Raw genomic sequence first — 23,215 nt, forward strand, 5'->3', positions numbered from 1 at the left:
TCCCTCTACAAAATTGGCGGATGAATCGGTTTCAACCTCCCTCAAAATCGTTCGCATGTTGCTTGTGGAAGCGACAGAGGCTCACGCTGAGGTCCAAACTTCTTGGTTAGCGTTACGGATAAAAGCCACGAATTGCGGCGACGTTTTACTCTTCTGCTTTTTCCATGATCTGCTTGACTTGGCTGGCAAGTCCCTTGGCGGTGCCGATCAGGGCGCCCGACAGGTTTGCTCCAGGGGCCAGGATCTGGCCGACCAGAGTGGAGATCTGTTCTTCGCGGCTTGGCCATTTGCTGACAGCCTTTAGGGCGTCGGCGTCAAGGGCTTCGCCATCCATGGCCCCACACTGGGCCTTGAAGTGGTCGTACTTGTCACCGTCTTTGTCGAGGGCAACGACTGCTTTAACCAGCGAGACGTAATCGGTCGAGCCCCAGACGATTGCGACAGGGCCGTTAGCCCCTTCGAATGCTGGTGCTAGACTGGTTCCATCGGTGGCACGGCGTGCCAACGAGTTTTTGACCATCAGCATGTGGATGTCTTTTTCAGCCAACTCGTTCCGTAATTCTACGGTCGTGTTAGCGTCCATTCCCACGGTGCTGACAACAACGGCATCCGCAACGCCTTCGAGGCGTCCGGCGATGTCGCGAGTTACCAGGTTTTTTACAAACTTGCTCATTGTATTTCTCTGTTTGCCAAGCTTTCACTTGAGCCGCATTGGCGGCCAGGGACTTAGACTACGACGCGAACGCTAGGGCTCATTGTTCCGCAGATTGCGATCCCGCGGACATATGCCCCTTTGACCGTCTGCGGCTTAAGCCCGAGGACGAAGTCGATGAAGGCCTGGATGTTTTCTTCAAGCTGGGTAGGCTCAAAGCTGAGCTTGCCAACCATTGCGTGGACGTTGCCACCTTTGTCATTTCGGAATTCGACTTTACCAGCCTTGTATTCACCAACAACTTTAGCGACGTCTGGGGTGACGGTTCCTGCTCGTGGGCTAGGCATTAGGCCTCGAGGGCCCAGGACACGCCCGAGAGGTCCGACCAGTCCCATCATGTCCGGTGCGGCGATACAGACATCGAAGTCTGTCCAGCCATCTTTGATCTTTTTCGCCAGGTCGTCCTGTCCGACTTCGTCGGCGCCGGCTTCCTGGGCTGCGGTAGCCGCATCGCCACGGGCGAATACAACAACGCGTTGTGTTTTTCCAATGCCGTGAGGCAAGACCACGCTTCCGCGGATGATCTGGTCGGCTTGGTTGGAGTCAACCCCTAGCCGCATATGGACTTCGACGGTTTGGTCGAATTTTGTTTTGTCGTACTTCTTCAGCGTGCCAACAGCTTCGTTTAGAGGCTGAGGATCGCTGGGCTGCTTGGCCAGTGCGGCCCGCTGTCGCTTGGACGGCTTTCCCATAGCTTGGTGATTTCCTGCTTTGAGTGGTAAAGCGAAGGCGATCTTGAGGCAGCAATCCCTTTGGCGGGTTGCTGCCAGACCTTCTCCCACGATTTGCGACCCGAAACCGAATCGGGCCGAACACTGAACGTTGTATTTTTCTTGAGCAAGCGGAGGCCGCTCGTGATAACTAGTGGCGACTGGGCGACTAGCCTTCGACTTCAATGCCCATGCTGCGGGCAGTTCCTTCGATCATGCGAACGGCATGGTCGATGTTGCGGGCGTTGAGGTCTTTGATCTTCTTCTCGGCGATCTCAGCACACTGGGCTCGGGTTACTTTCCCAACTTTTGTTTTGTTGGGGACGCCGGAGCCTTTGGCGATGCCGGCCGATTGCTTTAGCAGCGAAGCGGCGGGCGGGCTTTTGGTGATGAATTCAAAGGAGCGGTCGTTGTAGACCGTCACGATGACTGGGATGGGAGTCCCGTTGTATTCGCGAGTCGCGTCGTTGAACTGTTGGACAAATTGCCCAAGGTTTACGCCGAATTTACCAAGCGACGTTCCGACAGGTGGTGCCGGAGTGGCTTGGCCACCGGGCACCTGGAACTTCGCTTGTCCTGTTACTTGTTTTGCCATCAAAAAAACTCATGCATCTTCGCTGCGGTGTCTAACGATAAGAATCAAAGCGGTCACTCGACCGGGATCGCTTCTCACCTCCCGCACGCGTAAGGTTTGGGTTAAGGGCCAGATTGTAATGTCTTCGGCTGTGGTGGGAAGGCGTCTTTGCTTATCCCGGGAGGAATTTTTAAGGAATCTGTGAGTATGGCATGGAATCATTGGAGATCCGTTCCTAAAACATGAACGGGCCCCCCGCCCAAAGTGGCCCGTTGGCGGTCGCTTTGTTTCACGTTTACCGTTTTTGGGGTAACCCGGTAAGCTTTTTTCGGTATAGCAGGTGCTCGGATGAATGAGTGTGCGGTCTATCAAGTTGAAACGACGGTCGAGTCGCTAGCGGATGGCGAACGATTGGCTCGTTCCCTTGTTGGGGCTCGTTTAGCGGCTTGTGTGCAGTTGGATCCCGGTCTGACCAGCGTGTTTCGCTGGGAAGGGCAGGTGCAAACCGAGCCTGAGATTCGTCTGACGATGAAGACATCTGGCACGAGGCTTGAAGAGTTGTGCGAGGCGATCGAGACCCAGCATCCCTACGATGTCCCGCAGGTGTTGGCGGTCGCAATTGCCTACGCCAGTCCGGCCTACGCAGAGTGGGTTCGCAGCGAGACCACCGTGGATGCGGATCGTTGAGGGAGGCAACCGGCGAAGGTTGGTGAAGTGATCGACGCGACGATGTGAATAGGGGCGTCACATTCTTAGCGGAACGGCGTAAGCCGTCCGGCCGTCGCCCTGGAAATCTCGCCTATTTGCCGGGCGACTCGCGCCGCACCGCTAGTATTTATGCTCGCTCCCTTTCTTAGCGGAACGGCACAAGCCGTCCGGCCGCATCGCCTTGAAAACCTGCGATTTTCCGTTCAACACTTCGGTCCGGCGTCAGCGATTTTGTTCGCTTCCCTTGCCCTGCAAAAACCTGCTTGCTTTTGTTTGCCGCGGCGACGGCTTGGGGTCGCGTTGGGAATTGGTTTCGAGGTATTCTCTGGGCTCAGCCGACTGGCTGAAGGGAAGGCCTTTTAGACATGGATGTGAACTATGTTGGGACGGATTGCTGAATACTGGAAACGAGATCCAGAGCGACGCGGTTTAGCGGCATTGCAGCCGACCGAGGCGTCTGGCAGCCCCGAGGAAATGGTCGTTTCGCTGCGTCGCACCTTGCGGGCTGCAAAGCCCCAAGACGAATTGCTTGCGTTGGGGCTGTTTTCGCGGTCGACTTGCGATTGGCTTCGAGCACAAGGCATCGCCGGGGAACGTGACTTCTTGAATCTGCCCGCAGAGGCGTTGCTGCCTCGGATTTCGGCAACCACAACCAGGCGTTTTCAGTTGGCGATTCGGATGGCCTCGGCGATCGACGGAATGCGTCCCTGGCATGCGTTGATGCTGTTCGCCATTCATCGCCGGAGTCCGAATAAGTTGGCGGCTGAATCCTCGGGAGCCCTGCACCGGGATCTTACGCGGTTTTCGTGGTCGACTCGCGGGCAAAAGCTGCTGGCAGGTCGCCGGTTGCCTTCCTTGTTGCTGGTCGAGGGCTGGATCGCCGCAGCCCGCGAACGAAGGGGAAAACGAGCGTTGAAGCACGAGCCTGTGTAATGTCGGCTTTCGCTCGGGACGCGAAAAGAATAGGCAAAGAAGATCTGGCTCCCCTCGCCCGCAAAACAAGCTCCACCAAATCAAACAAAATGGCAGAGACCACGGAATGAGCTAGCTAAGGTTTCTTCCGCAACAAAGAGCTTGCTTAGGGGCGAGGGGAGCCAGGCTTTCAATTTCACGTCCCCCGCGAAAGGACGCCCCCCCTCCAGGGCGATTTCGCTCGGGACATGGAAAGAATAAGCAAAGAAAGTCTGGCTCCCCTCGCCCTCAAAACAAGCTCGCTTAAAAACAGGTTGGATATTGAATCAACGGTTCGCCAGCTAGTTCCTTTGAATGCGATTCAAAGGCTTGTTTTGGGGGAGAGGGGGCCGACAGAGGCAGGCAAGGGATGACATAGCCGCTTGAAATACGGGGCGTTATCTGGGTCTGCACTGCAAAATCGCCTCGCGGAAATTCCCCCCCCCCTCTCCCCCAGCCCCTCTCCCCCAAGCAAGCTCCGCCAAATCAAACGAAAAGGCAGAGACCACGGAATGAGCTAGCTAACGTTTCTTCCGCAACAAAGAGCTTGCTTAGGGGCGAGGGGAGCCAGATTTTCGTCCGTTATAAATTTCGCTTCCCCCGCGAAAGAACGCCCCCTCCAGGGCGCTTTCGCTCGGGACATGGAAAGAATAAGCAAAGAAAGTCTGGCTCCCCTCGCCCTCAAAACAAGCTCGCTTAAAAACAGGTTGGATATTGAATCAACGGTTCGCCAGCTAGTTCCGTTGAATGCGATTCAAAGGCTTGTTTTGGGGGAGAGGGGCTGGGGGAGAGGGGGCCGACAGAGGCAGGCAAGGGATGACATAACCGCTTGAAATGCGGGGCGTTATCGGGGCCTGCACTGCAAAATCGCCTCGCGGAAACCCGCCCTCTTCCCCCAAGCAAACGCCACCAAATCAAACGAAATGGCAGAGACCCGGAATGAGCTAGCTAAGATTTCTTCCGCAACAAAGAGCTTGCTTTGGGGCGAGGGGAGCCAGCCTTTCGTCCGTTATAAATTTCACGTCCCCCGCGAAAGGACGCCCTACCATGCAGCTGCTTTCGCGGAACGAAAATCTGTAAGCTTTCTCCGCTTCCGATTAAATCGACGGTCCGTTGCCAGTGCGAATAAGTCCCCGGCGTAAGAGCTTCACTAACACCAGTTTGCCTCCATCGCGATTACTGTTTATCCGCTGGCCCCATCAGTTCTTCGACGGCGCCCAGAATGCGGTCCTTAAAAGTGGTCATCGATGCGTCGCCAAGAAGTTGCGACTGGTTGTTTTGCATGATCGCCGCCGCGAGGGGGCGATGCTGCTGCCAGTCGCTTAATCCGAATGCTCGCACGTCGACGTACGGGTCGGTTAGGTTCTTGCTTAGTTTGGGGACGAAGTAGAAACCATCGGTGGTTCGCACCACGTGGTAGTGCATGGCGCCCCAGAGCAGTCCAGCCCCGCAGATCATCCCAAAGAAAAACGTGCTGATGCGACCCATCTGGTAGGCTCCCGGTGAAAACGGCGGAAGGGATAAGCTGTAAAGCTATCCATTCACGATTACGGTCATCGCCGCTGCCTGGTCCGGGGAAATCCAACCAGGTCAGCGGTCTAATGAATATGTACCGTCATCATTCCTTTGAGGGAAGACGAACGCTGCCGGGGGGGCAGCAATCGGCCGCCTTTATTCGTCGCTATCAATCACGTCTTGGTGCATCCAAGCTTTCAGCCAAGGAGACAGCACCAAGCAGGCGATGCCCGATATCACCGCCGCGATCGCGATCTTGTAAAAGACATCGCCATAGATCATTACGGAGGTTAGCGGGATCGGGATTCCCGATTCGTCGCCCCCTTCGTTGGTGACGCCGGTGAACTGGGAGATGATGCCAGCTAGGTATTGGCTAAAGGCGGTTGCCAAGAACCAGCCACCCATGACCGTACTGACCAAGTGTTTGGGGCTAAGTTTGGTCATCGTCGATAGGCCGACAGGGCTCAGGCAAAGTTCGCCGGTGGTGTGAAGCAGGTAGCCGAGGACAAGCCAGCTAATGGAAACCATCCCGCGCGAGTCCGCGTTGATCGCCCCCATCCAAAGGGCTCCAAACCCGAGGCCCAATTGAATCAGGCCCAATGCAAATTTGACCGGGGAACTGGGGTCGGCATTCCGTTCGCCTAGTTTGCTCCAGAGGTATGCAAACGGCAGTCCGAATAGGAGGATGAAAATCGCGTTTAACGCTTGGAAACTGCTGGTTGCCAATTCGCTATTGCGGCCCGCGATCGCCATTTCTTGTTCGATATGCTCTTCGGTGATGGTCCAGGCAATCGTGAAGTTTGGATCCTTGTTCTCTTCCCGAAGCTTGTTTAGATCGGTCATCGTGAAGGCCGAATCGCCGTGCGTCAGGCCAAGCTGTTCCTGAGTCGGTTGCAAGTCGATCGTTTTGCCTAGCATATCGCTGGTGACGACTTGTCCATTGGCGATGCGGTCAACGTTGCGGTCGGTGAAGTTGCTGATGCTGCTGCCCGCTTGCTCAAAGAAGGCGAAGAAGAGCATCTGGAAGAAAATCAGGATCAGGGCGACGATCATCCGGTGCCGTCCGATGGTTCCCAGGCGAAAGGTTTCGCGGAGCAGGTAGCCAAACGAGAGGAGTCCGATAACCGTTAGGACCAGGCCTGCTGGCTTGGAGACTTCACCGGCTAAGATGGAGGCTGTGTAGCCGAGCGGTCCATAGCTAGCGATCTTTTCAACGGTTTCCGACGAGATCAGTTGGTAGGATTGCCCGCTTTCGGTAAACGGAGAGAGCCCGGACACAAGGAGTGCAAAAACCGGGATCGCGATGACAATTCCCACTCCAAGGCCCCACATTCGATTGGGGGTAAGGGCTCCTTCTGGAGGATTTCCCACATGGCTGGGTAAACCGCCTCGACCGAGGGCGAAACAGGCGATGATTCCTGCAATCAGCAGTCCGACGGCGACAAAAATATTGACGGCGATTGCCAGTGGATTGTCAGGGGTGAAAAAGATCAGGCTGCCCGCGGTCACGATTGCCCCGCCTCCGACCAGCAGTTGAGAAATCAGGTTGGGCATCACAAAGACCGCCAACCCGACCATCATTCCGATCGTGGCGACTCCAAATCCCCAGTGCCAGCCGTACGTTTCGCCTAGATATCCGCACAGCAGGGGGCTCATCGCAGCCCCCAGGTTGATTCCCATGTAAAAAATCGTGAATCCGCCGTCACGCTTTTTGCTCCCCGCGGGATAGAGGGCACCGACGGTTGTCGAGATGTTTGGCTTGAAAAAGCCGTTCCCGGTGATCAGCAACGCGAGGGCAAAGAAGAATGGCCAGGGGCTTTCGATGGTCATCAACAGATGCCCCATCGCCATCAGGATGCCCCCGATGATCACGGCCCTTCGTTGACCGAGCAGGCGGTCGGCCAGCAAACCTCCAATAAATGGAGTCATGTAAACCAGCGCGGTGTAGGCTCCGTACACTGTGTAGGCCTGGGCGTCCCCGTATTTAAGGAACCCCTTGATCATGTACAGGACGAGAAGAGCTCGCATCCCGTAGTATGAAAATCGTTCCCACATTTCAACAAAGAAAAGTGTGAACAGGCCAACAGGGTGCCCAAATAGGGTTGCGGAATCGGACGCGGATTCATTCGGCGTCGGAAGGCTAGCATCAGTGCTCATGGACGTTCGTTTCCCCGCAGCCGCCTGCGGTCCCAAGGGAGGAGAATCAATGGCTGGCCTGGTCATCTGGCCTATTTGCGTCTCCCATAATGGCCTTCGTGAGCAGCCCCTTCAAGCCATCCACACGATTATCGAGTTAGGATGGCCCTTGTGATCATTTAATGGCTACCCCAGACTACCTGTTTCCAATCTCTTTCTTGCAGCCGTGCCGACCTATGCCGATTTCGAACCTTTCCCTGACGGTTGAACCTGAACAAGCTGGTCGAGTCGATTTGATCGTGCGACAGATGACAAATACCTCTCGCAGCCAAGTCCGTGGGATGGTGGACCATGGCTGTGTCTCGGTCAATAAAGTTCTCTGCAAGTCGCTGGGGCGAACGGTTTCGGTAGGCGATGTTGTTGAAGTCAAGTACGACCCCGCACAACGTTACCACGAGAAGAAAAAACGCTGGGATGACCGAGCGTTTACTATGGTTTTTGAAGATGATCATCTGATTGTGGTCGATAAAACGGCGGGGGTTTTGACTGTCCCGACCCCCAAGGCGGAAAGCAATACCTTGGTCGATCGAGTCTCGTCTTACATCAGTTTTTCACGTAGCAAACGAGAGGCGTGTGTCATTCACCGTCTGGACCGTGACGTCAGTGGGCTGCTGGTTTTTGGGAAACACCAAGGGGTCGCCGACCGATTGATCGAACAGTTCAAGCAGCGTAAGCCCGAGCGGCTTTACGCAGCCCTGGTTGCCGGAGTCGTGAAAGCGGACGAGGGAACGATGGAGGCTCACTTGGCGACCGGTAAGAATTTGGACCGATTTATCGCCGCCGAGTCAAAAGATACCGAACGGGCGATTACGCATTTCAAAGTCTTAAAGCGAATGTCGGATACGACGCTGGTCGAAGCCCGCTTGGAAACGGGCAAACGAAATCAGATTCGTGTTCAGTTCGCCCATGCCGGTCACCCGGTTCTTGGCGACCCTCGGTATCGAACCGAGCAAGCCGCCCATCCGGGTTGGGCACGCAAGCGAATCGCCCTGCATGCGAAAACCTTGGGATTTTTTCATCCCCTCACCGGTGAAGAAGTCCGGTTTGAAGCTCCGATCCCCTCGACAATGAAAAAGTTTATGATTGCGAATCGGTAGCCGCAGGTAATGCGGCGGGCTGTTCCTGCGACGAACGCCGGAACAGGTTCTGAAAGTCGTCGAAAAACGTGTACAGCACAGGGATCGCTACCAGCGTCAGGACCAACGACAAGGTCTGTCCCCCCGCAGCCAGGACCGCGATCGAACGTCGCTCTTCGGCGCCCGGTCCCGTCGCAATTAACAGCGGCAGCAAACCGGCGACAAACGACATCGTGGTCATCAAGATCGGTCGAAGTCGGTCTCGGTTTGCCTGCATGATCGCTTGATGACGTGGGATCCCATCGCGACGCAGGCCGTTGGTATGATCGACCTGGAGGATCGCGGCCTTCTTCACCACGCCAAACAGAACCAGGATCCCCAGGGCAGAGTACAGGTTTAGTGTTTCGCCGCCCCAGTACAAGCTAAGCAGCCCAAACGGGATCGCCAGCGGCAGCGACAGCAGGATGATCAGCGGATAAACCAGGTTTTCATACTGTGCTGCCAAAACGATGTACATGAACACAAAGGAGAGCATGAACATCCAGCCGAAATCGGATAGCGTTCGCTCCAGTTCGCGGCCTCCGCCTAAGACTTGGCCGTTGAATCCCACCGGCATGCCGATCTCTTCGGCCGCCGCCTTGATGGCTTCGATTCGGTCGCCCAACGCGTAGCCATCGGAGATGTTTGCACGGACCGATACCATTCGTTGTCGGCTTAAGCGATCGATTCGCGAAGCCGATTCGCTGAATTCAAACTGAACGACATTGTCGATCCGAGTTAGCGACGTGGCGGGGGCGGAATCGTCATCTTGGCCGTCGGTGCTGCCACCGTTGCCGCGGACGTAAAGCCTTGAAATCGATTCGGCGCTGTTGCGGTCAAACCCGATCAGTCGCAGTTCGACGTCGTACGCATCACCGGCCGTTCGGTCCAGGTAACGGGAGACACGATCGTCACCTCCAACGGCAACTCGCAGCGTGTCGGCGATCTCGCGAACTTCCACGCCCAGATTGGCAGCGCGTTCTCTGTCGATCTGAACAAGCATTTCAGGGTTGTCTAATTGAAGCGTCGAGTAGACGTCGACCAGCCCCGGAATCTCTTTCGCTCGTTCACGCATCTTGTTGCTGAATTCTAGCAATAGGTCGGCGTCGGGACCGGTGATCGCATAGTCAATGTCAACGGGAGCCCCCTGCCGAAGCGAGGTGAGATTGCGAACCGACAGCCGCAGGTTGGGGATGACCTTTAGTTTGTTGCGGATCTCGGTCATTTTGTCGCGTTGAGTGTAGTTCCCGCGCCACGCCGATGCTGGGTCACCCTTTAGCAGCCCATGCCAGAGCCGGGTGAACGAGAAGGAACGTTCGCGGCTATCGACCAATTGCACATACAAACCCGCTCGATTGACGTCTCCGAAACTGCGCGTCCCGACGGTGGTCAGAACCGTTTTCACTCCTTCCACCTTAAACAGTTTTTCTTCGATGCGATCGATCGTTTCACGCATCGTCGAAAGGCTGGCTCCCTGCTTCGCTTCGGCGCGAATTTCGAATTCCGATTCGTCGACGTTGAGCGGGATATAGTCGCGGGCGACCATTTTGCTAAGCGGGTAATTCGACGCGATGACAGCGATCACAACGACCAATACCAACCATCGCAAACGCAGCGATTTGGCCAGCAGCCATAGGTAACTTCCTTCGATCCAGTGATAGACGCCCCCTCGCGACTTTGGAGTCGCCCCGGTCTGGGTTTGAGGGCGAAGCAGCTTGCTGCACATCATCGGCGTCAGTGAGAAACTGACCAGCATCGAAATCAGAATTGCGACCGTTGCGGTCACGCCAAACTGGAATAGCAGACGCCCCGTAACGCTGGATAGAAACGAAACGGGTAAGAACACAATCACCAAAGAAAGCGTGGTAGCCAGCACGGCCAAGCCAATCTCTTTGGTCCCCAGCACGGCAGCGGTACGCGGATCCATCCCCTTTTCTTCGATGCAGTGAAAGATGTTTTCTAAGACCACAATCGCATCGTCGATGACCACGCCCACCATCAACACCAGTGCCAGCATGGTCACATTGTTCAACGTGAATCCAAACATCCGCATGAATGCGAAGGTTGCAATGATCGAAGTCGGGATCGCGACGGCAGCGATCACTGTCGACCGCCAGGACCGCATGAACAGCAGTACCGTCAAGCAGGCCAAGATGCTTCCCGAAACTAAGTGCCGTTCGATTTCATGGAGGGCTTCGACGATATATCGTGACTGGTCTTGGATGATTTCGACCTGCACGTCGTCGGGCAAAAGGTCTTGGCAGCGCGGCAGCAGTTCCTTCACTCCGGCGATCACCGCCACCGTGTTCTGCCCGGATTGACGCTGGACTTCTAAAACGACGGCCGGTTCGCCGTTCAGTCTGGCAAGCGTGCGGACCTCTTTGGTGCTGTCGGTAACCGCGCCTAAATCGCTTAGCCGGATCGGCGTCCCATCGACGGTGTCAACGACCAGGTTGGAAAAGTCTCGCGAATCGGCAACTCGGCCAAGGGTCCGCAACGCACGTTCCCTGGGGCCCTCGTCGACGCGTCCACCGGGGACTTCCGCGTTCTGTTTCTGTAAAGCTTCGTGGACTTGCAGGATTGAAATCTGGTGGGCCGCCAGTCGCGATGCATCGATGTCAACCTGGACCGCGCGGTCGGCTGCTCCGGCGATCTGGACTTCACCAACCCCACGCGACGATTCGATCACGTTTTTGACATAGCGGTCGGCCAGGACAAACAGTTCGCGAGATGTCCGCGGTCCGGAGACCGCCAGCGTCATGATCGGCGAGGAATCGAGGTCCTGTTTCTGGACAATCGGAGGATCGATTCCTGGCGGCAATTGATTGCGCACACTGGCAACGGCATCTCGGACATCCTGGATGGCGGCGTCGATGTCGCGGTCCAGTTCCACGGTGACAATAACAAACGCACGGCCATCGGCCGAAATCGAACGGAGTTCATCAATCCCGGCGACCGTTGCGACCGCGTCTTCGATCACGGAACTGACCTCCGATTCCACCTCTTCAGCGGCGGCTCCGGGATAGGTCGTGCGAATATAGATCTGGGGGAGATCCATATTGGGAAATCGATCGACGCCAAGCTGTGGAAACGCGACTAACCCTGCGACCACAAAAGCGGTCATCAGCATCAGTGCGAATACGGGCCGTTTTACGCAAACATCGGCAAGCCAATACAAGGGACGCTACCTCAAGGTTCAGGGTGCCGGTTGGGAAACGGGGTGGATCTTCGTTTGAATTTCCTGGATGCGGGCAACCTGTCCGTTGCTCGCATCACTCAAGATGATGTCTCCCTCCGCTAAACCTTGGAGGATCAATCGGTTTTCATCCGCTTCCGCGGTGTCGTGTAAAGATTGCCGTTTGGCGGTCAGCACGGTCTGTTCGCGGGCGACTCCGTCAACAACCTTCCAGACTTTTTCGGCTCCAGCAAAAAGCGAAACGGCCGAAGCTGGAATCACCAAGGCGGTGGCGTCAGGATCCACGATGACCTCCGCTTTCGCGAACAGGCCCGTCCGCAAGGCGTGCGATTTGTTTTCGATTTCGGCTTCGAATAATAACGCTCGGCTGGAGGCATCCAGGCCAGGACTGATCCGCGTGATCGTGGCCATTTTGGGCGTGGGAATCGATTCGATTTTCAGCCGTACTTGCTGACCCGTCTTCAACGCCTGAGCGTACCGTTCGGGCACGGTGCCGCGAAAGCGAAGCGGGTCGGTACGGACCACGGTCGCCAGTGTCGTTCCGACCGCCACATAGGTTCCTGGCGCAACGTTGCGTGAGAGGACAAGCCCGTCCAGAGGGGAGCGAATGATCGCGTCTTGTTGCCGCTGTAGGGCGAGCGAAAGTTCGGCTTGGCGGACTCCGATCAGAGCGATCTTTTCTTGCACACTGTTTAAAGAGGATGCGTATCGAGCGGCAGCTACCTGCTCGAGTGCAAGGTTTAGGTCATATTCACTTAGCGAAATCGCATTCTGGTCTCGGAGGTCTTCGGCTCGCGATAGTTTGCTTTTGGCTTCCATCCACATCGCTCGCTCCTGTCGGACAGGGGGCGATTTTTCGGGGTCTAAGCCGGAGACGGGGTCCTCGCTGCGGAGTCCGACTGCGGACCTAGCCTGCTGCAGTTGTGCTTCGGCTTGAGCGACGCCCAGATCAAATTCCTCAGGTGCTAAGGTGACCAGAGGGTCGCCCGCACGAACTTCTCCACCCAGGTCCACATGGACCTCCGCGACACGCCCAGCAACCTTTGCGCCTAGGACTGTTTGCTCGTCGGGAAAAAGACTCCCCTGACTTTGGACGATCACCGGCCAAGGAGCCTGAGTGACGGTCATCACTTCGGCCTCCATAACCTCCAACTCTTTCTCCGAAGCATCGCTTTGTTCGTTCGCCGGTTCGCCGCAGCCAGCAAGACTTAGCAGACTGCCAGCGACGCAAAGCCACGCAAATATTGGACGCACTCCCCACAGGGGCATACGGGAACTGGTTTTCCACATGAGGTGAGATCAAAAGGTGGGACAGAGTCGTTCGCGGCATCGACTCATCGGACGGTGGGAGGCCTATTGGAGTCTCTGCGGTGGCGGTTGTCAAGTTTTTAATAACGCGGCTTGAGCCGGTTGGCTTTTATACACTTTCGCTTTGCATACGAGCCTCTTTGTCTCCACTTTTCCGAAAGCGTTTCGCAACAAAAAACCGATCGGTGTTTTGCACCGATCGGTTTCATTTTTTAGCGGGGAGCCGCCTCTGGGGCGGTTTTTAGGAAATGTTATGGCCCTTCGCCAGACATTCCCATCCCTTCCATCATCATCATCTCACCAGGCATCCCGTCGGTCCCCATGGGGTTCGCCGGCGGTTGCGGCACCAAGTCTTCGGTGTAGGTATTTAGATGGTACTGGAATTTGTCATCGATCTCGTCCATCACGGTCAAACCGCCGCTGGTCGGATCAAAGACCAGCGTTAACCCCGGTTCGGTAAGGCCTTCTTCGGCTTCTAGTTCAAGCGGAGTTCCGCCGACGATATCTAGGACCACCGTATTGGTGCGAACGTTGCTGTCTGGTTTCTGTTTGATGCGTAGCGTCAACGGGTCGACGACTTCGGCATCAAGTGCCTTGTTCATGATGGTCCCTGGCTGAATATCGAACGGTGCAGGAACCGGCATCGCATAAGCCCAGTCCCAGCTGGTTGCCACGGCTTTGCTTTTAGGGGTTCCACGCACAAGGTCGATAGGTCGTTTAGAGATTTCAATGGTTTTGACCGAAGGTGGGTCTTCAATCGGTCCGGTGTAGGTCGCCACGGTGCTTGGCAACGAGATTGGATCGCTGGGAGCACTCCAAGGAGTGTAGATGGCGAAATCTCGTTTCTTGGTGGCTTCCGCTTGCTTCAGTTTAGGAACCACGTCGACAAAAACCTCGGGTGCCAAGCTTCGCAGCGAAGGAGCCATCATCGGGTTTTCGGGGAAGTTGGGGTTTTCCATTTTCACTCGCACGCGGTAGACATATTTGCGTCCCGGTTTCGGTGAATTCTTGTTCTGTGGATGGAAGAAATCGTAAAACCGAATCAGCTTGTGATCGGCTGGGTTTTTCTCGACGGTTGCCATGCCTGGCATCCCTCCTTCCATTCCCATGTCCATCCCCATTCCCATCTCCATACCCATGCCCATCCCCATATCGCCTTCCATCCCCATTCCCATGCCCATATCCATTCCGCCTCGGCGTGGGTTATTGATTGCGGGGTTTGCAGCTTTGTCGCCGAATGGGTCGACTTCACGGACTCGGTCACGCGGATCTAACGCTTCGAAAGCCAATCGCTGCATCGATTTCAAAGGGATTTTTGGATGGGTGGCGATCCGGGTGAAATCGTTGATTAGCAGTGGTGGTAGCAGGGCGGTTAGGTGTGGGTCCCGGTAATCTGCAGGAACCACTTCGGTACCGTTACCGCTCCACCATGAGAGCGCGTAAATGTTCATTCGTTCCCAGTCGTCGATCGTCACCCAGTCCTCTTCCTGTAGATCGGCCGCAGCTTTCTGGGTCACGTCGGCCCGTTGGATATCAAATCCGAGGTAGTTGGGGCGGTCACGTAGCGGTTTGTAGTCATCCGTTGGTTCGTAGGCGGCCTGGAACGCTTCGACCATTACTTTGTGAGGCAAGATTGCGGTCCCGGAAATGAAGTAAGCGGTTTGCGGGATCGTTTTCAAAGGGCGTTTGCTTTCGGTGCGAGAGGCGGACGGACGACCGGCTCCGGGACCTTCGCCCCCCATGCCCATATCCATACCCATTCCCATGCCGCCTTCCATTCCCATTCCCATGCCACCCGCTTGGCCGGTTCCGTAGCCTTTGTTGTATTTGGATTCTAAAGATCGAATCTGGTTCTGGCCCATGCCCATCATTCCCGAACCTTCCATGCCCATGCCCATCTCCATTCCCATCCCCATATCACCTTCCATCCCCATCCCCAATTCCATATCCATTCCCATTCCCATTTCCTCGCCACCACCACGTCCGCGTCGGCCGCGGGTACGGGAGCGAGATTTTGGTTTGGGAGCTTCGACTTCAGGGACTTCGGCGTCTTCCAGTTTCATCGCCGGATAAGAGGTGTTCCGGCCCCCTTTCACAGCCATCGCACTAAGGACTCCGCGCATCTTCAATTCCAACGGAGCCATCAGAGTCGGAGCATCTCGTTTCAGCCCTTGGCTGGTCGATTTGGGCTCGAAGGCGGTGTGAGGGTATTCACTAAACGGGATCTGTTTCTGAAGTTGATCGATTCGTTCCTGGTAGGTCCGCGGAGCCGCCTCGGGGAGGAGTTCCAGGACCGCTTCGTTGTGCGGGTCATCGATGCTTGTTTTGACTTCACTCGCTTTTTGCGCCAGTTTTTCTGGCTGCATTTTGTCAAGGAACATCGGGAAGCTGGTTCCCTGATAGATCAGGAACAATGCAAAAGCTGCGATCCCCACCAAAATAATCTTTTCGATGTGGAGGACGAGAATATTGGGTTTTGCTTTGCTGTCCATGACTGGACTCCTGCTTCCAACGAAAACGAAAAGGGTGCTAGGGATTCAATATCAGCCGATATCCGTGGCTGCATCGGCATCCCGTCGGTCCATTCTAACCGGAGCGACGGGAAAAAGCTTGCTGAGAAATCGAGCGTGTCGTTAAGGAGCGGCTGCCGCCGGTCCCGCTCCTGCAGGGGCAGGTTCGGCTGCCGGCTGAGGTAGATTTTCGGGGACAACTTCTCCGGGGGCTGCCGCCTCGGGAAGTTCACCCTCGGGTGTCGGTTCGACGGGGACCGGAGCGACCAAGTCAGGAGTCGCTTGGGTCGGCGCCGCGGGGCGATTGGCTGCGGGTTCGCTTTCCTCGGTTTCTCCGCTCATCGCATGCCCTTCAACCACAGTGTTGCCGTCGACTTTATCGACGCCAAGTTTTTCCATGACGGGAGGATTGTAGATCTGGATGATGCCATAGATTTCGACCGGGACATCCATCGGGTAGCCAACCGGGGTGTTCATGCCTCCGGCACCGCCCATGCCCCCTTCCATTCCCATGCCCATGTCCATGCCCCCTTCCTTTCCCATGCCCATATCCATTCCCATTCCCATATCCATGCCCCCACCACCTTCCATTCCCATTCCAGCCATGCCGCCTGCTGCTCCTCCGCCTTGAGGATTCAGGCGAACTTGGCGAACTTCGACCATCAGGGCTGCGTTGCCACAGGCGGCGAGTAGTCGAGGGATTTCACGTTGGTCCATTTTGACTCGCAGCATGACTGGCAAACGTTTGGCAACGGTCAGGAAAGCGTCTTCGGGACTTTGGTTATCGGGGGACATCGCTGCCCGCACGCGACTGGCTTCGATCGGGGCGTAGTTGATGTCGACATAGCGATTTTCCAGCGGGTCACGGGCAGTCATCATTCCCATGCCGCCTTCCATTCCCATGCCACCTTCCATCCCCATGCCACCTTCCATTCCCATGCCGCTTTCCATCCCCATGCCCATGTCACCTTCCATGCCCATGCCCATCCCCATGTCACCTTCCATGCCCATGCCCATCCCCATTCCCATGCCCATTTCGCCTCCACCACCTGCGGCCGAGCCTCCAGCGGTGACGGGGCTGATCATTCCTGTGGCACGTTTGGCGCTCCGGCCAATTCGGATTTGTTCGATTTCGTGAATCTTGGCTTGGAAGGGCTGAGTGATTTCACCGTTGACGCTGGCGATGATTTCCAGCAACTGAGTCAGGACCCACAGGTTTTCCTGGCTGTAAAGAACTTGCAAAGTCGTCGGGCGTGAACCTCGCCATGGAAAAAGGTCTTTGAGAACCGCTTGTTGGCTGGCGACTTGCCAGCGGACAAGTGGGCCTTTCTCTGCGGCGCGTCCCATGCCCATGCCCATTCCCATGCCGCCTTCCATGCCCATACCCATCCCCATGTCCATGCCGCCTTCCATCCCCATTCCCATCCCCATGTCCGACCCGCCTGGCATGCCCATCCCCATGTCCATGCCGCCTTCCATCCCCATCCCCATGGCGTTACTGCCTGCGGAAAAATCGGCTTTCCATTCAGCACCGACGATTGCGGCTTTGGAATCCAGAACGTCTTGGATGTAATCTCGGTAGGCTTCTAAGTAGGTCGATTCAATTTCTTGTTCTTTGGGGGTGGGAAATTCGTTGAAGTGAGTTTCGACAGGGTAATATTTTTCAACACGTTCGATGAACGATCTGTCGAGGCTTTCGGCTGGCCAGACAAGGATATTCTGTTGGCGTTCGAATTGCGATTTCCAGGCTTCCAGCACCGCATCTTCTTCGCCGTTTACCAATCCTTCAAGGATCTCATGCGACTCGTCATTTGGGTGTTCGTTCATCGCTGAACGAATCGAATCCATCGACGCGTTGGCCGCTTCAAGTTCGCTGATTTGCTTTTGGGATTCCTCCAGTAGGGATCCCGTCGCGATGAACCAGACCGCCAGCGCGATCACGGCAGATAATCCGGTCGTGATCCAGAAGCCATGCTTCTTGAGGACAGCGAGTTTTTGTTTTAGTTGGTCCATGTTTGCAAAACTGTAAAGGTTAGATTCTGCTGAAATTGGAAAAGTGCAAACGAATTCATTTGGAGGGTGTCCTCCGCTACGGCAGCATCGCGACTTCTTGTCCTTCGACCATTTGTTCGGCCGCTTCTTCGGCTTCTAAGGCCGCTTTTTCGGCAGCTTCTTTTTGCATTTGCAAACGTTCGCTGAAGGACAATGGTTTCCAAACAAATTGGAAGGTGAAATCTTGCCGGACCACTTTCAGAGAACGAGGTTCGAATTTCGGAGCATTGGGATCGTCGCTATCGACAGCAGGCATTCCGGGGGCCATTCCCATGCCCATGCCCATTCCCATACCGCCTTCCATTCCCATGCCATCGCCCATTCCTAGGGTTCCAGGTGGTGGTGGCTCGTAGTCAGGGTTGGGAATCATCGTCTCTGTGGGCTTGTTGTCGGAAACAAGAATCGGGTAACTGATCCCCATTTCTTCCATTGTAAAGGTATGCATTTCCCCGTTTTCGTCAGGCAGCTGCACCGATTTGGTGAGGAAGTTGTTCAGCAGGGTTCGCCGCAGGTGGTTGCTCGCTTCGAACCCTTTTCGTTTCGTGCTGTTGTAGTAATGGTAGCCTTTGACTTCGATAACCCAGCCGGTCTCGGCCGGCCCCGTGTCTTCGGCGTACCCTTCGGCCAATTCGGATCCGGTCAAGTCAGCCCAACTTCGTAGTTCTTCGATATACCTTGCAGAGCGTCTTGTATCAAACCAGACCGACAGGTCCTCGTAGAAACGCGAGTCAACCGTTTGGACAAATACGTCGGGGCGGTCGACATAGGGGACTTCTTTGGGGGAAGGAATGCCGTCGGGGTAATCCCCACGCGGCAACATCTGAACGATCGTGGAGGCCAATTCCATCCATTGCAGCCGTCGTTCGCTGTTGCCGGAAACTTCGTTACCGACCGATTGCAGGTAGACCAGCTTCGACTTGTAACCGTCAAATTCGCCTTTGTGCCGGCTGCTGTATTCACTGGTTTGTTTCACCGCGGAGGTTGCTTTGCCCCAGTCGTCCGGATGGGTTTGCGACCAGCTCTTTTCGACAAACACGTAGTGGGTTGCCAGTCCCAGCAGCAATGCTGCCACACAGGCAAGCGCCCATGGCTTTTTGGCTCGGATCATCCGTTCGGTCAGGATTTCCTGAGGGACCATGCTGGTTTTCAGCTGTCCCTGTCCCAACCCTTGAAGGGCAAGTCCATAACAGACGCCGAAGGTGGTCGCGTTATCACGGAAGGCAGGGACCGTCAGGACGTCTTCCCCTTCCAGTCTTGTAAAGCGATCGACGGCGTGGACTTCATAGCCCAGGTTTTTGCCCAGGTACTGAGCCAGTCCAGGCATTTTGACCGTGTTACCGCTAACCAGCAGTTCGGCGATCTCGGCTTTCTTGTTGATGCTGCGGAAAAATCCAATCGAACGTTGGACTTCGGTCACCATGTCATTGAAAATCGGCCGCATCGTCTGGAAGATCAGTTTGGGATCTTCCGCTTCGCGGGCGTGCCGTTTGAGGTGTTCCGCTTTTGCAAACGTCAGTTTTAGATCTTTGGTCAACTGCCGCGTGAAGTGATTCCCTCCCAGCGGAATACTACGCTGCCAAATCCGGAACCCGTTGGTGATGATCAGGTCGGACGAATCGGTTCCGATCGACAGCAGGACGGTCGACGAAGGAGGATTGTCAGGATCAAAGGTTTCGTTTTCTAATCGCTCGGCAAGGCGATCGTAGGCCAGCATGTTGTAAAGCGCCAGCGGAGTCATCTGAATCAGATCGACTTCTAAGCCAACTTTTTCAAAAGGCTCTAGTACTCGGAAGGCTTGCTCGCGTTTCATCGCGAACAGCCCGACTTCCGAATCGAGGGCAAATCCTTCTTCAACGATGCTGCCAGGCATCATTTGGTAATCCCAGACCACATCATCAAGGTCAAACGGGATTTGCTGTTTGGCTTCGTAGCGAACGATATCGGCTACTTTTTTCAATTCGACCGGAGGCGGTTTGAAAAATTTTGCCAATCCGCTCGATCCGGGGACGCTCATCACGATCTTCGTATCGCGCGTATATTCATTGCGCTCGAGGAATTTTAACAATGCCTCGTTGATCAGTTCCTCGGGATCGGCTTCTGGCTGGCTGAGGATTTTCGGATATTCGATGTAATCGAAGGCATCGGTAACGACGTTTTCACCTTCGACGTGGCATCGTAGGGCTTTTAACGCCGATTGACCGATTTCAATTCCCCAAACGCTTGCTGCTTTCGCCATCTTGGTTACCGCTTCCGGTGGGCTGAGTTAGATTAGCTGTGTTGTGCAACAATCCTTGCTTGAGGGACTGTTTCACAACTATGATTTTATCATCGTGTGGCATCGCAGTGCGGAATCGGCAAGGAAGCTTGAAAAGACTAGAAGAAATGGATGCTAAGCCGCTTCTGCCACACCCTCCAGTCTACTGCCGGTTACCGCCCTACGTCAAATTCTAATCAGCCATGCCGATTATCGAAGAGTGTTGTGTTCTTATTCCTTGCCATACTTTGGAAGATTTCCCTTCCAGCGTCTCCAGCACGCACGCGCGTAGCCTGTTGGCGGCATGGTCTGCCCCCTGGGACCCCCGCTTAATCGCTGCAACGGGGAAAATCCCAACTTGGTGCCGGGCGGACGTCCCTCCGACGGTCCTAGACGGTCTAACCCTTTTTATCCCGGAAATTAGCGAAAGTCGCTTGCCCAGCGATTTTTCGACGACTCATTCCACCGAAAATGGGGTGCAGTCGATCCGAGCCACTTCGCGAGCGGGCTTTTTAGAGCCGCTTTCGCTGTCGGAGTTCGGGGGGCCTGCCGAACCGCTAAGTGGAGGCCATCGCGAGGTCGCACCCGCGGATTTCTACTCGCTGGCCTACGTTTTTCTGCAAGTTCAACTGATGACGCGGCAGTTGCGCTATACGAGTAACCTGGACGAGGTCCAATTTGCCGATGTGGTCGTCGCCGCTGCCAAAGCTTGGCAAGCCAGCGATGGGACGGCTGCGGCCGATTCGCTGCACCAAGCTTTCGACATGCTGGCAGAAGAAAGAGACCACTATTTCTCTTCCGATCCCCATCTGATCGATTTGACGTTGGTCGCCAAGACGACTCTGGGGGATTCTCTTGAGGAAGTTTTGAGTGGTTCCCGTCCGGATAATCTTCTGCTGGACGCGGAATTGGTCGAATTGTTGGCGGTGGAACATCCGCAGCGACTGCAGCAGATTCAATCGCGACGCGAAGCCGGAACCCTCGGCGTTGCCGGAGGAGCCCCCGCCGCAGGGACCTGCCTGGATCACTTGACGATCGGTGGGATCAGCAAAACGTTGACCGCCGCCAAAAATCGCTTTGAAGAGGTCTTGGGAACTTCGCCCGATGCGTTCGCGGGCCTGCAGGGTGGGATCCCCACCGATCTTGCCCCTTGGATTGCAGAACTTGGCTACACCGGGGTGATCCCGATCGATTTCGCCGCCGGAAGTGGGCACCGCGAGGAAAGCAAACTGCTGTGGCAGGCCGGAGCCGTTGATTTGGAAGCGTTGGTTGCGAAACCGATCGACGCGGCTGACGAGTCCGAATTCCTCCGGCTGGGAGCTCGTTTGGGGTCCGCCGTCGATGCGGGAGACGTCGCCACCGCATTGTTGGTTCACTGGCCGGGGCAATCATGTGATGCCTTTGCCGATTTGAAACGAGCCAGTGACTGGGGCGTGGCACTAGGCAAATTCTGGACCCTGGGGGATTACTTCTCCGATGGCGAACGCCCCTACCACAGTTTTCATGCCGATGCCGTTGAAGCGACCGGACAGTGGTTGACCAGCCAAGTTCAAGAAGTTGTCGAAAATCCTTTGACCAACGCGGCGTCCGGATTTCGTAAGCAGGTGGTGGCGGAGGAGAATTCTTTATTGAACGCAATGAAGGGGTTGGTGGAGGGAACGCCGACGACCGGTACGGTCGGCCCTGCCAATCAAGCCGAAACGCGGAGTGCCGCAAACGGTTTGCTGGCGACGCTGGCTGCGGTCAACACACCTTCGGAATCCAAACCGGCAGCGGTTGCTACCGCGATCGTGAACCCGCATTCCATCCCGCTCCGCGTAGCGGCGACGTTGAAAGGACATCCTCCTGCCATCACCCCCCCTGTTTTCGCTGGGCATGCCGTTGTCGGTGGAGAGAGTGTGGCGTTTGTGGATGTTCCGGCTTTCGGTTTCGTCAACATTCAGCCCGGGGCATCGCCCGCAAGGCAAAGCTGGTTCAAAAAGCCGCCGCGACGCGCCGATGGTCGGATGATGTCGAATGAATTTTTGGACGTCGTGATCGGCGAAGACGGATCGGTCGCGTCGGTTCATAGCGGTCCGGTACGAGGCAATCGCTTCTCGATGCAATTGTGTCTGTTCGATGCCGATCGTGAACCGCGATACACGTCGATGCAGGCCGAACATGTCGAAATGACTCGCAGCGATGGAGCGGTCGGCGAAGTCCGTTGCCAAGGGCGAATGATTCATGGGGATCAATCCATGGGGACGTTCGAAGTCTGCTACCGCGTCGAGTGCGGTTCGCGGTTATTGATCGTTGAAGGGGAAGTGAATTTGGCCAAATCGGTGACGCTGGGAACCAATCCTTGGCGGAACTATGTAGCGGCTCGAGCCGCTGTTGCATCGGATGCCTCTCGCACCAAAGTTCTACTTCGAGACAAAGTGCAGACGGTTCGTGGACGAATGTTGAATTCGCCGCTGGGCGTCGTCGTGGATGAACCCGATCGTCAGTTGTTGGTTATGGCAAACGGTCGGCCAGCACATCGGGCCAGTGGGACCAGAATGCTAGACACGTTGTTGATGGTCAAAGGTCAGACCGATGGCCACTTCCGCATAGCGTATGGGTTTGACGTCAAATCCCCTGTCGCATTTGCCCGAGCCCAATTGGCTCCACCGGTGATTCTTGGCCCCGCCGATAGGACGCCCGAAGCCGAGTCGTTGTCGGTCCCCTTGGGATGGCTGATCCAAGTCGATGCGAGAAACGTATTGATCACCGAAGCGACGACCACGATGGCGGAGGGTAAATTACAGTTGCATTTGTTGTTGGTGGAAACCAGAGGGAAACGAACCAAGACTCGATTGCACACCTACCGTGATCCCAAAACCGCAACGCGTCTGCCCGACGGCAAGCCGTTCGACTGCGAAGATGACAACGTCAAAGTCATCTTAGGAGAACACGAAACCCTGCGATTAACGATCGATTTTTAAAGCACGTTCATTAGAGGTAAGTGATTCGTAATTCTTAGCGGCAGGGCGCAAGCCCTCCGGCCCGTGCGTTGGTTTTGTAGTGAAGTGGCAGGACGGCTAGGATTTGTCCCCGACGCGTTCTCCGAGCCGATCCGGTGCATCGTTTTGGATTCTTAGCGGCAGGGCGCAAGCCCTCCGGCCCGTACGCGTGGTTTTGTAGTGAAGTGGCCGGACGGCTTGCGCCGTTCCGCTAAGAAAAGGGAAGGCATTGGACGCGAGCCCTCCAGCCCGTACGCGTGGTTTTGTAGTGAAGTGGCCGGACGGCTTGCGCCGTTCCGCTAAGAAGGGGGACGGCATTGGACGCGAGCCCTCCAGCCCGTGCGCGTGGTTTTGTAGTGAAGTGGCCGGACGGCTTGCGCCGTTCCGCTAAGAAAGGGGACGGCGATGGGCGCAAGCCCTCCAGCCCGTTCCG

14 protein-coding genes are annotated in these 23,215 nt (G+C 55.9%); 4 read left to right on the plus strand and 10 right to left on the minus strand.

The window, feature by feature from the left end; genetic code table 11:
- Window positions 1-145: 145 nt before the first annotated feature.
- From rplJ to rplK, 3 genes are all read right to left on the minus strand, one after another.
- A complete protein-coding gene (rplJ, locus tag FF011L_RS06300; RefSeq protein ID WP_145350817.1) occupies window positions 146-673 on the minus strand; it encodes a 50S ribosomal protein L10 in 528 nt (175 codons plus the stop codon).
- Between the two features lie 53 nt (window positions 674-726).
- Entirely contained in the window at window positions 727-1,404 is a 678-nt protein-coding gene (gene rplA / locus FF011L_RS06305) for a 50S ribosomal protein L1 (RefSeq protein ID WP_145350818.1), read from the minus strand.
- Window positions 1,405-1,591: 187 nt separating this feature from the next.
- Window positions 1,592-2,017, minus strand: a complete 426-nt coding sequence (rplK, locus tag FF011L_RS06310; protein ID WP_145350819.1) for a 50S ribosomal protein L11 — start codon at window positions 2,015-2,017, stop codon at window positions 1,592-1,594.
- Between the two features lie 327 nt (window positions 2,018-2,344).
- On the opposite strand from rplK, the gene cutA reads away from it, so the two are divergent.
- The gene (gene cutA, locus FF011L_RS06315) at window positions 2,345-2,683 is read left to right on the plus strand and encodes a divalent-cation tolerance protein CutA (RefSeq protein WP_145350820.1); all 339 of its coding nucleotides are present in this window, start codon (window positions 2,345-2,347) and stop codon (window positions 2,681-2,683) included.
- 399 nt (window positions 2,684-3,082) lie between these two features.
- A complete protein-coding gene (locus FF011L_RS06320; protein ID WP_145350821.1) occupies window positions 3,083-3,637 on the plus strand; it encodes a DUF4332 domain-containing protein in 555 nt (184 codons plus the stop codon).
- A 1,194-nt stretch (window positions 3,638-4,831) separates the two neighbouring features.
- Here FF011L_RS06320 and FF011L_RS06325 read toward each other — a convergent pair.
- Window positions 4,832-5,143: a hypothetical protein gene (locus tag FF011L_RS06325; RefSeq protein ID WP_246109770.1), complete on the minus strand. Its 312-nt coding sequence runs from the start codon at window positions 5,141-5,143 to the stop codon at window positions 4,832-4,834.
- 183 nt (window positions 5,144-5,326) lie between these two features.
- A complete protein-coding gene (locus FF011L_RS26995) occupies window positions 5,327-7,327 on the minus strand; it encodes a peptide MFS transporter (RefSeq protein WP_218933047.1) in 2,001 nt (666 codons plus the stop codon).
- Window positions 7,328-7,542: 215 nt separating this feature from the next.
- Here FF011L_RS26995 and FF011L_RS06335 point away from each other — a divergent pair, with 215 nt between their 5' ends.
- Complete coding sequence (locus FF011L_RS06335) at window positions 7,543-8,463, plus strand: RluA family pseudouridine synthase (RefSeq protein WP_145350823.1); 921 nt, start codon at window positions 7,543-7,545, stop codon at window positions 8,461-8,463.
- Here FF011L_RS06335 and FF011L_RS06340 read toward each other — a convergent pair.
- From FF011L_RS06340 to pilM, 5 genes are all read right to left on the minus strand, one after another.
- The gene (locus FF011L_RS06340) at window positions 8,444-11,659 is read right to left on the minus strand and encodes an efflux RND transporter permease subunit (RefSeq protein ID WP_145350824.1); all 3,216 of its coding nucleotides are present in this window, start codon (window positions 11,657-11,659) and stop codon (window positions 8,444-8,446) included. The genes FF011L_RS06335 and FF011L_RS06340 overlap by 20 nt on opposite strands.
- Window positions 11,660-11,677: 18 nt before the next feature.
- Entirely contained in the window at window positions 11,678-12,967 is a 1,290-nt protein-coding gene (locus tag FF011L_RS06345) for an efflux RND transporter periplasmic adaptor subunit (RefSeq protein WP_145350825.1), read from the minus strand.
- 269 nt (window positions 12,968-13,236) lie between these two features.
- On the minus strand, window positions 13,237-15,477 hold the full coding sequence (locus FF011L_RS26190; RefSeq protein ID WP_218933048.1) for a hypothetical protein: 2,241 nt from the start codon (window positions 15,475-15,477) through the stop codon (window positions 13,237-13,239).
- A 141-nt stretch (window positions 15,478-15,618) separates the two neighbouring features.
- Entirely contained in the window at window positions 15,619-17,508 is a 1,890-nt protein-coding gene (locus FF011L_RS26195; protein WP_218933049.1) for a hypothetical protein, read from the minus strand.
- A gap of 76 nt (window positions 17,509-17,584) precedes the next feature.
- Entirely contained in the window at window positions 17,585-19,783 is a 2,199-nt protein-coding gene (gene pilM, locus FF011L_RS06365; protein WP_145350826.1) for a type IV pilus assembly protein PilM, read from the minus strand.
- Window positions 19,784-20,004: 221 nt separating this feature from the next.
- Here pilM and FF011L_RS06370 point away from each other — a divergent pair, with 221 nt between their 5' ends.
- A complete protein-coding gene (locus FF011L_RS06370) occupies window positions 20,005-22,764 on the plus strand; it encodes a hypothetical protein (protein WP_145350827.1) in 2,760 nt (919 codons plus the stop codon).
- The last annotated feature ends 451 nt before the right edge of the window (window positions 22,765-23,215 follow it).

This window comes from Roseimaritima multifibrata (assembly GCF_007741495.1).
GTDB lineage: Bacteria > Planctomycetota > Planctomycetia > Pirellulales > Pirellulaceae > Roseimaritima > Roseimaritima multifibrata.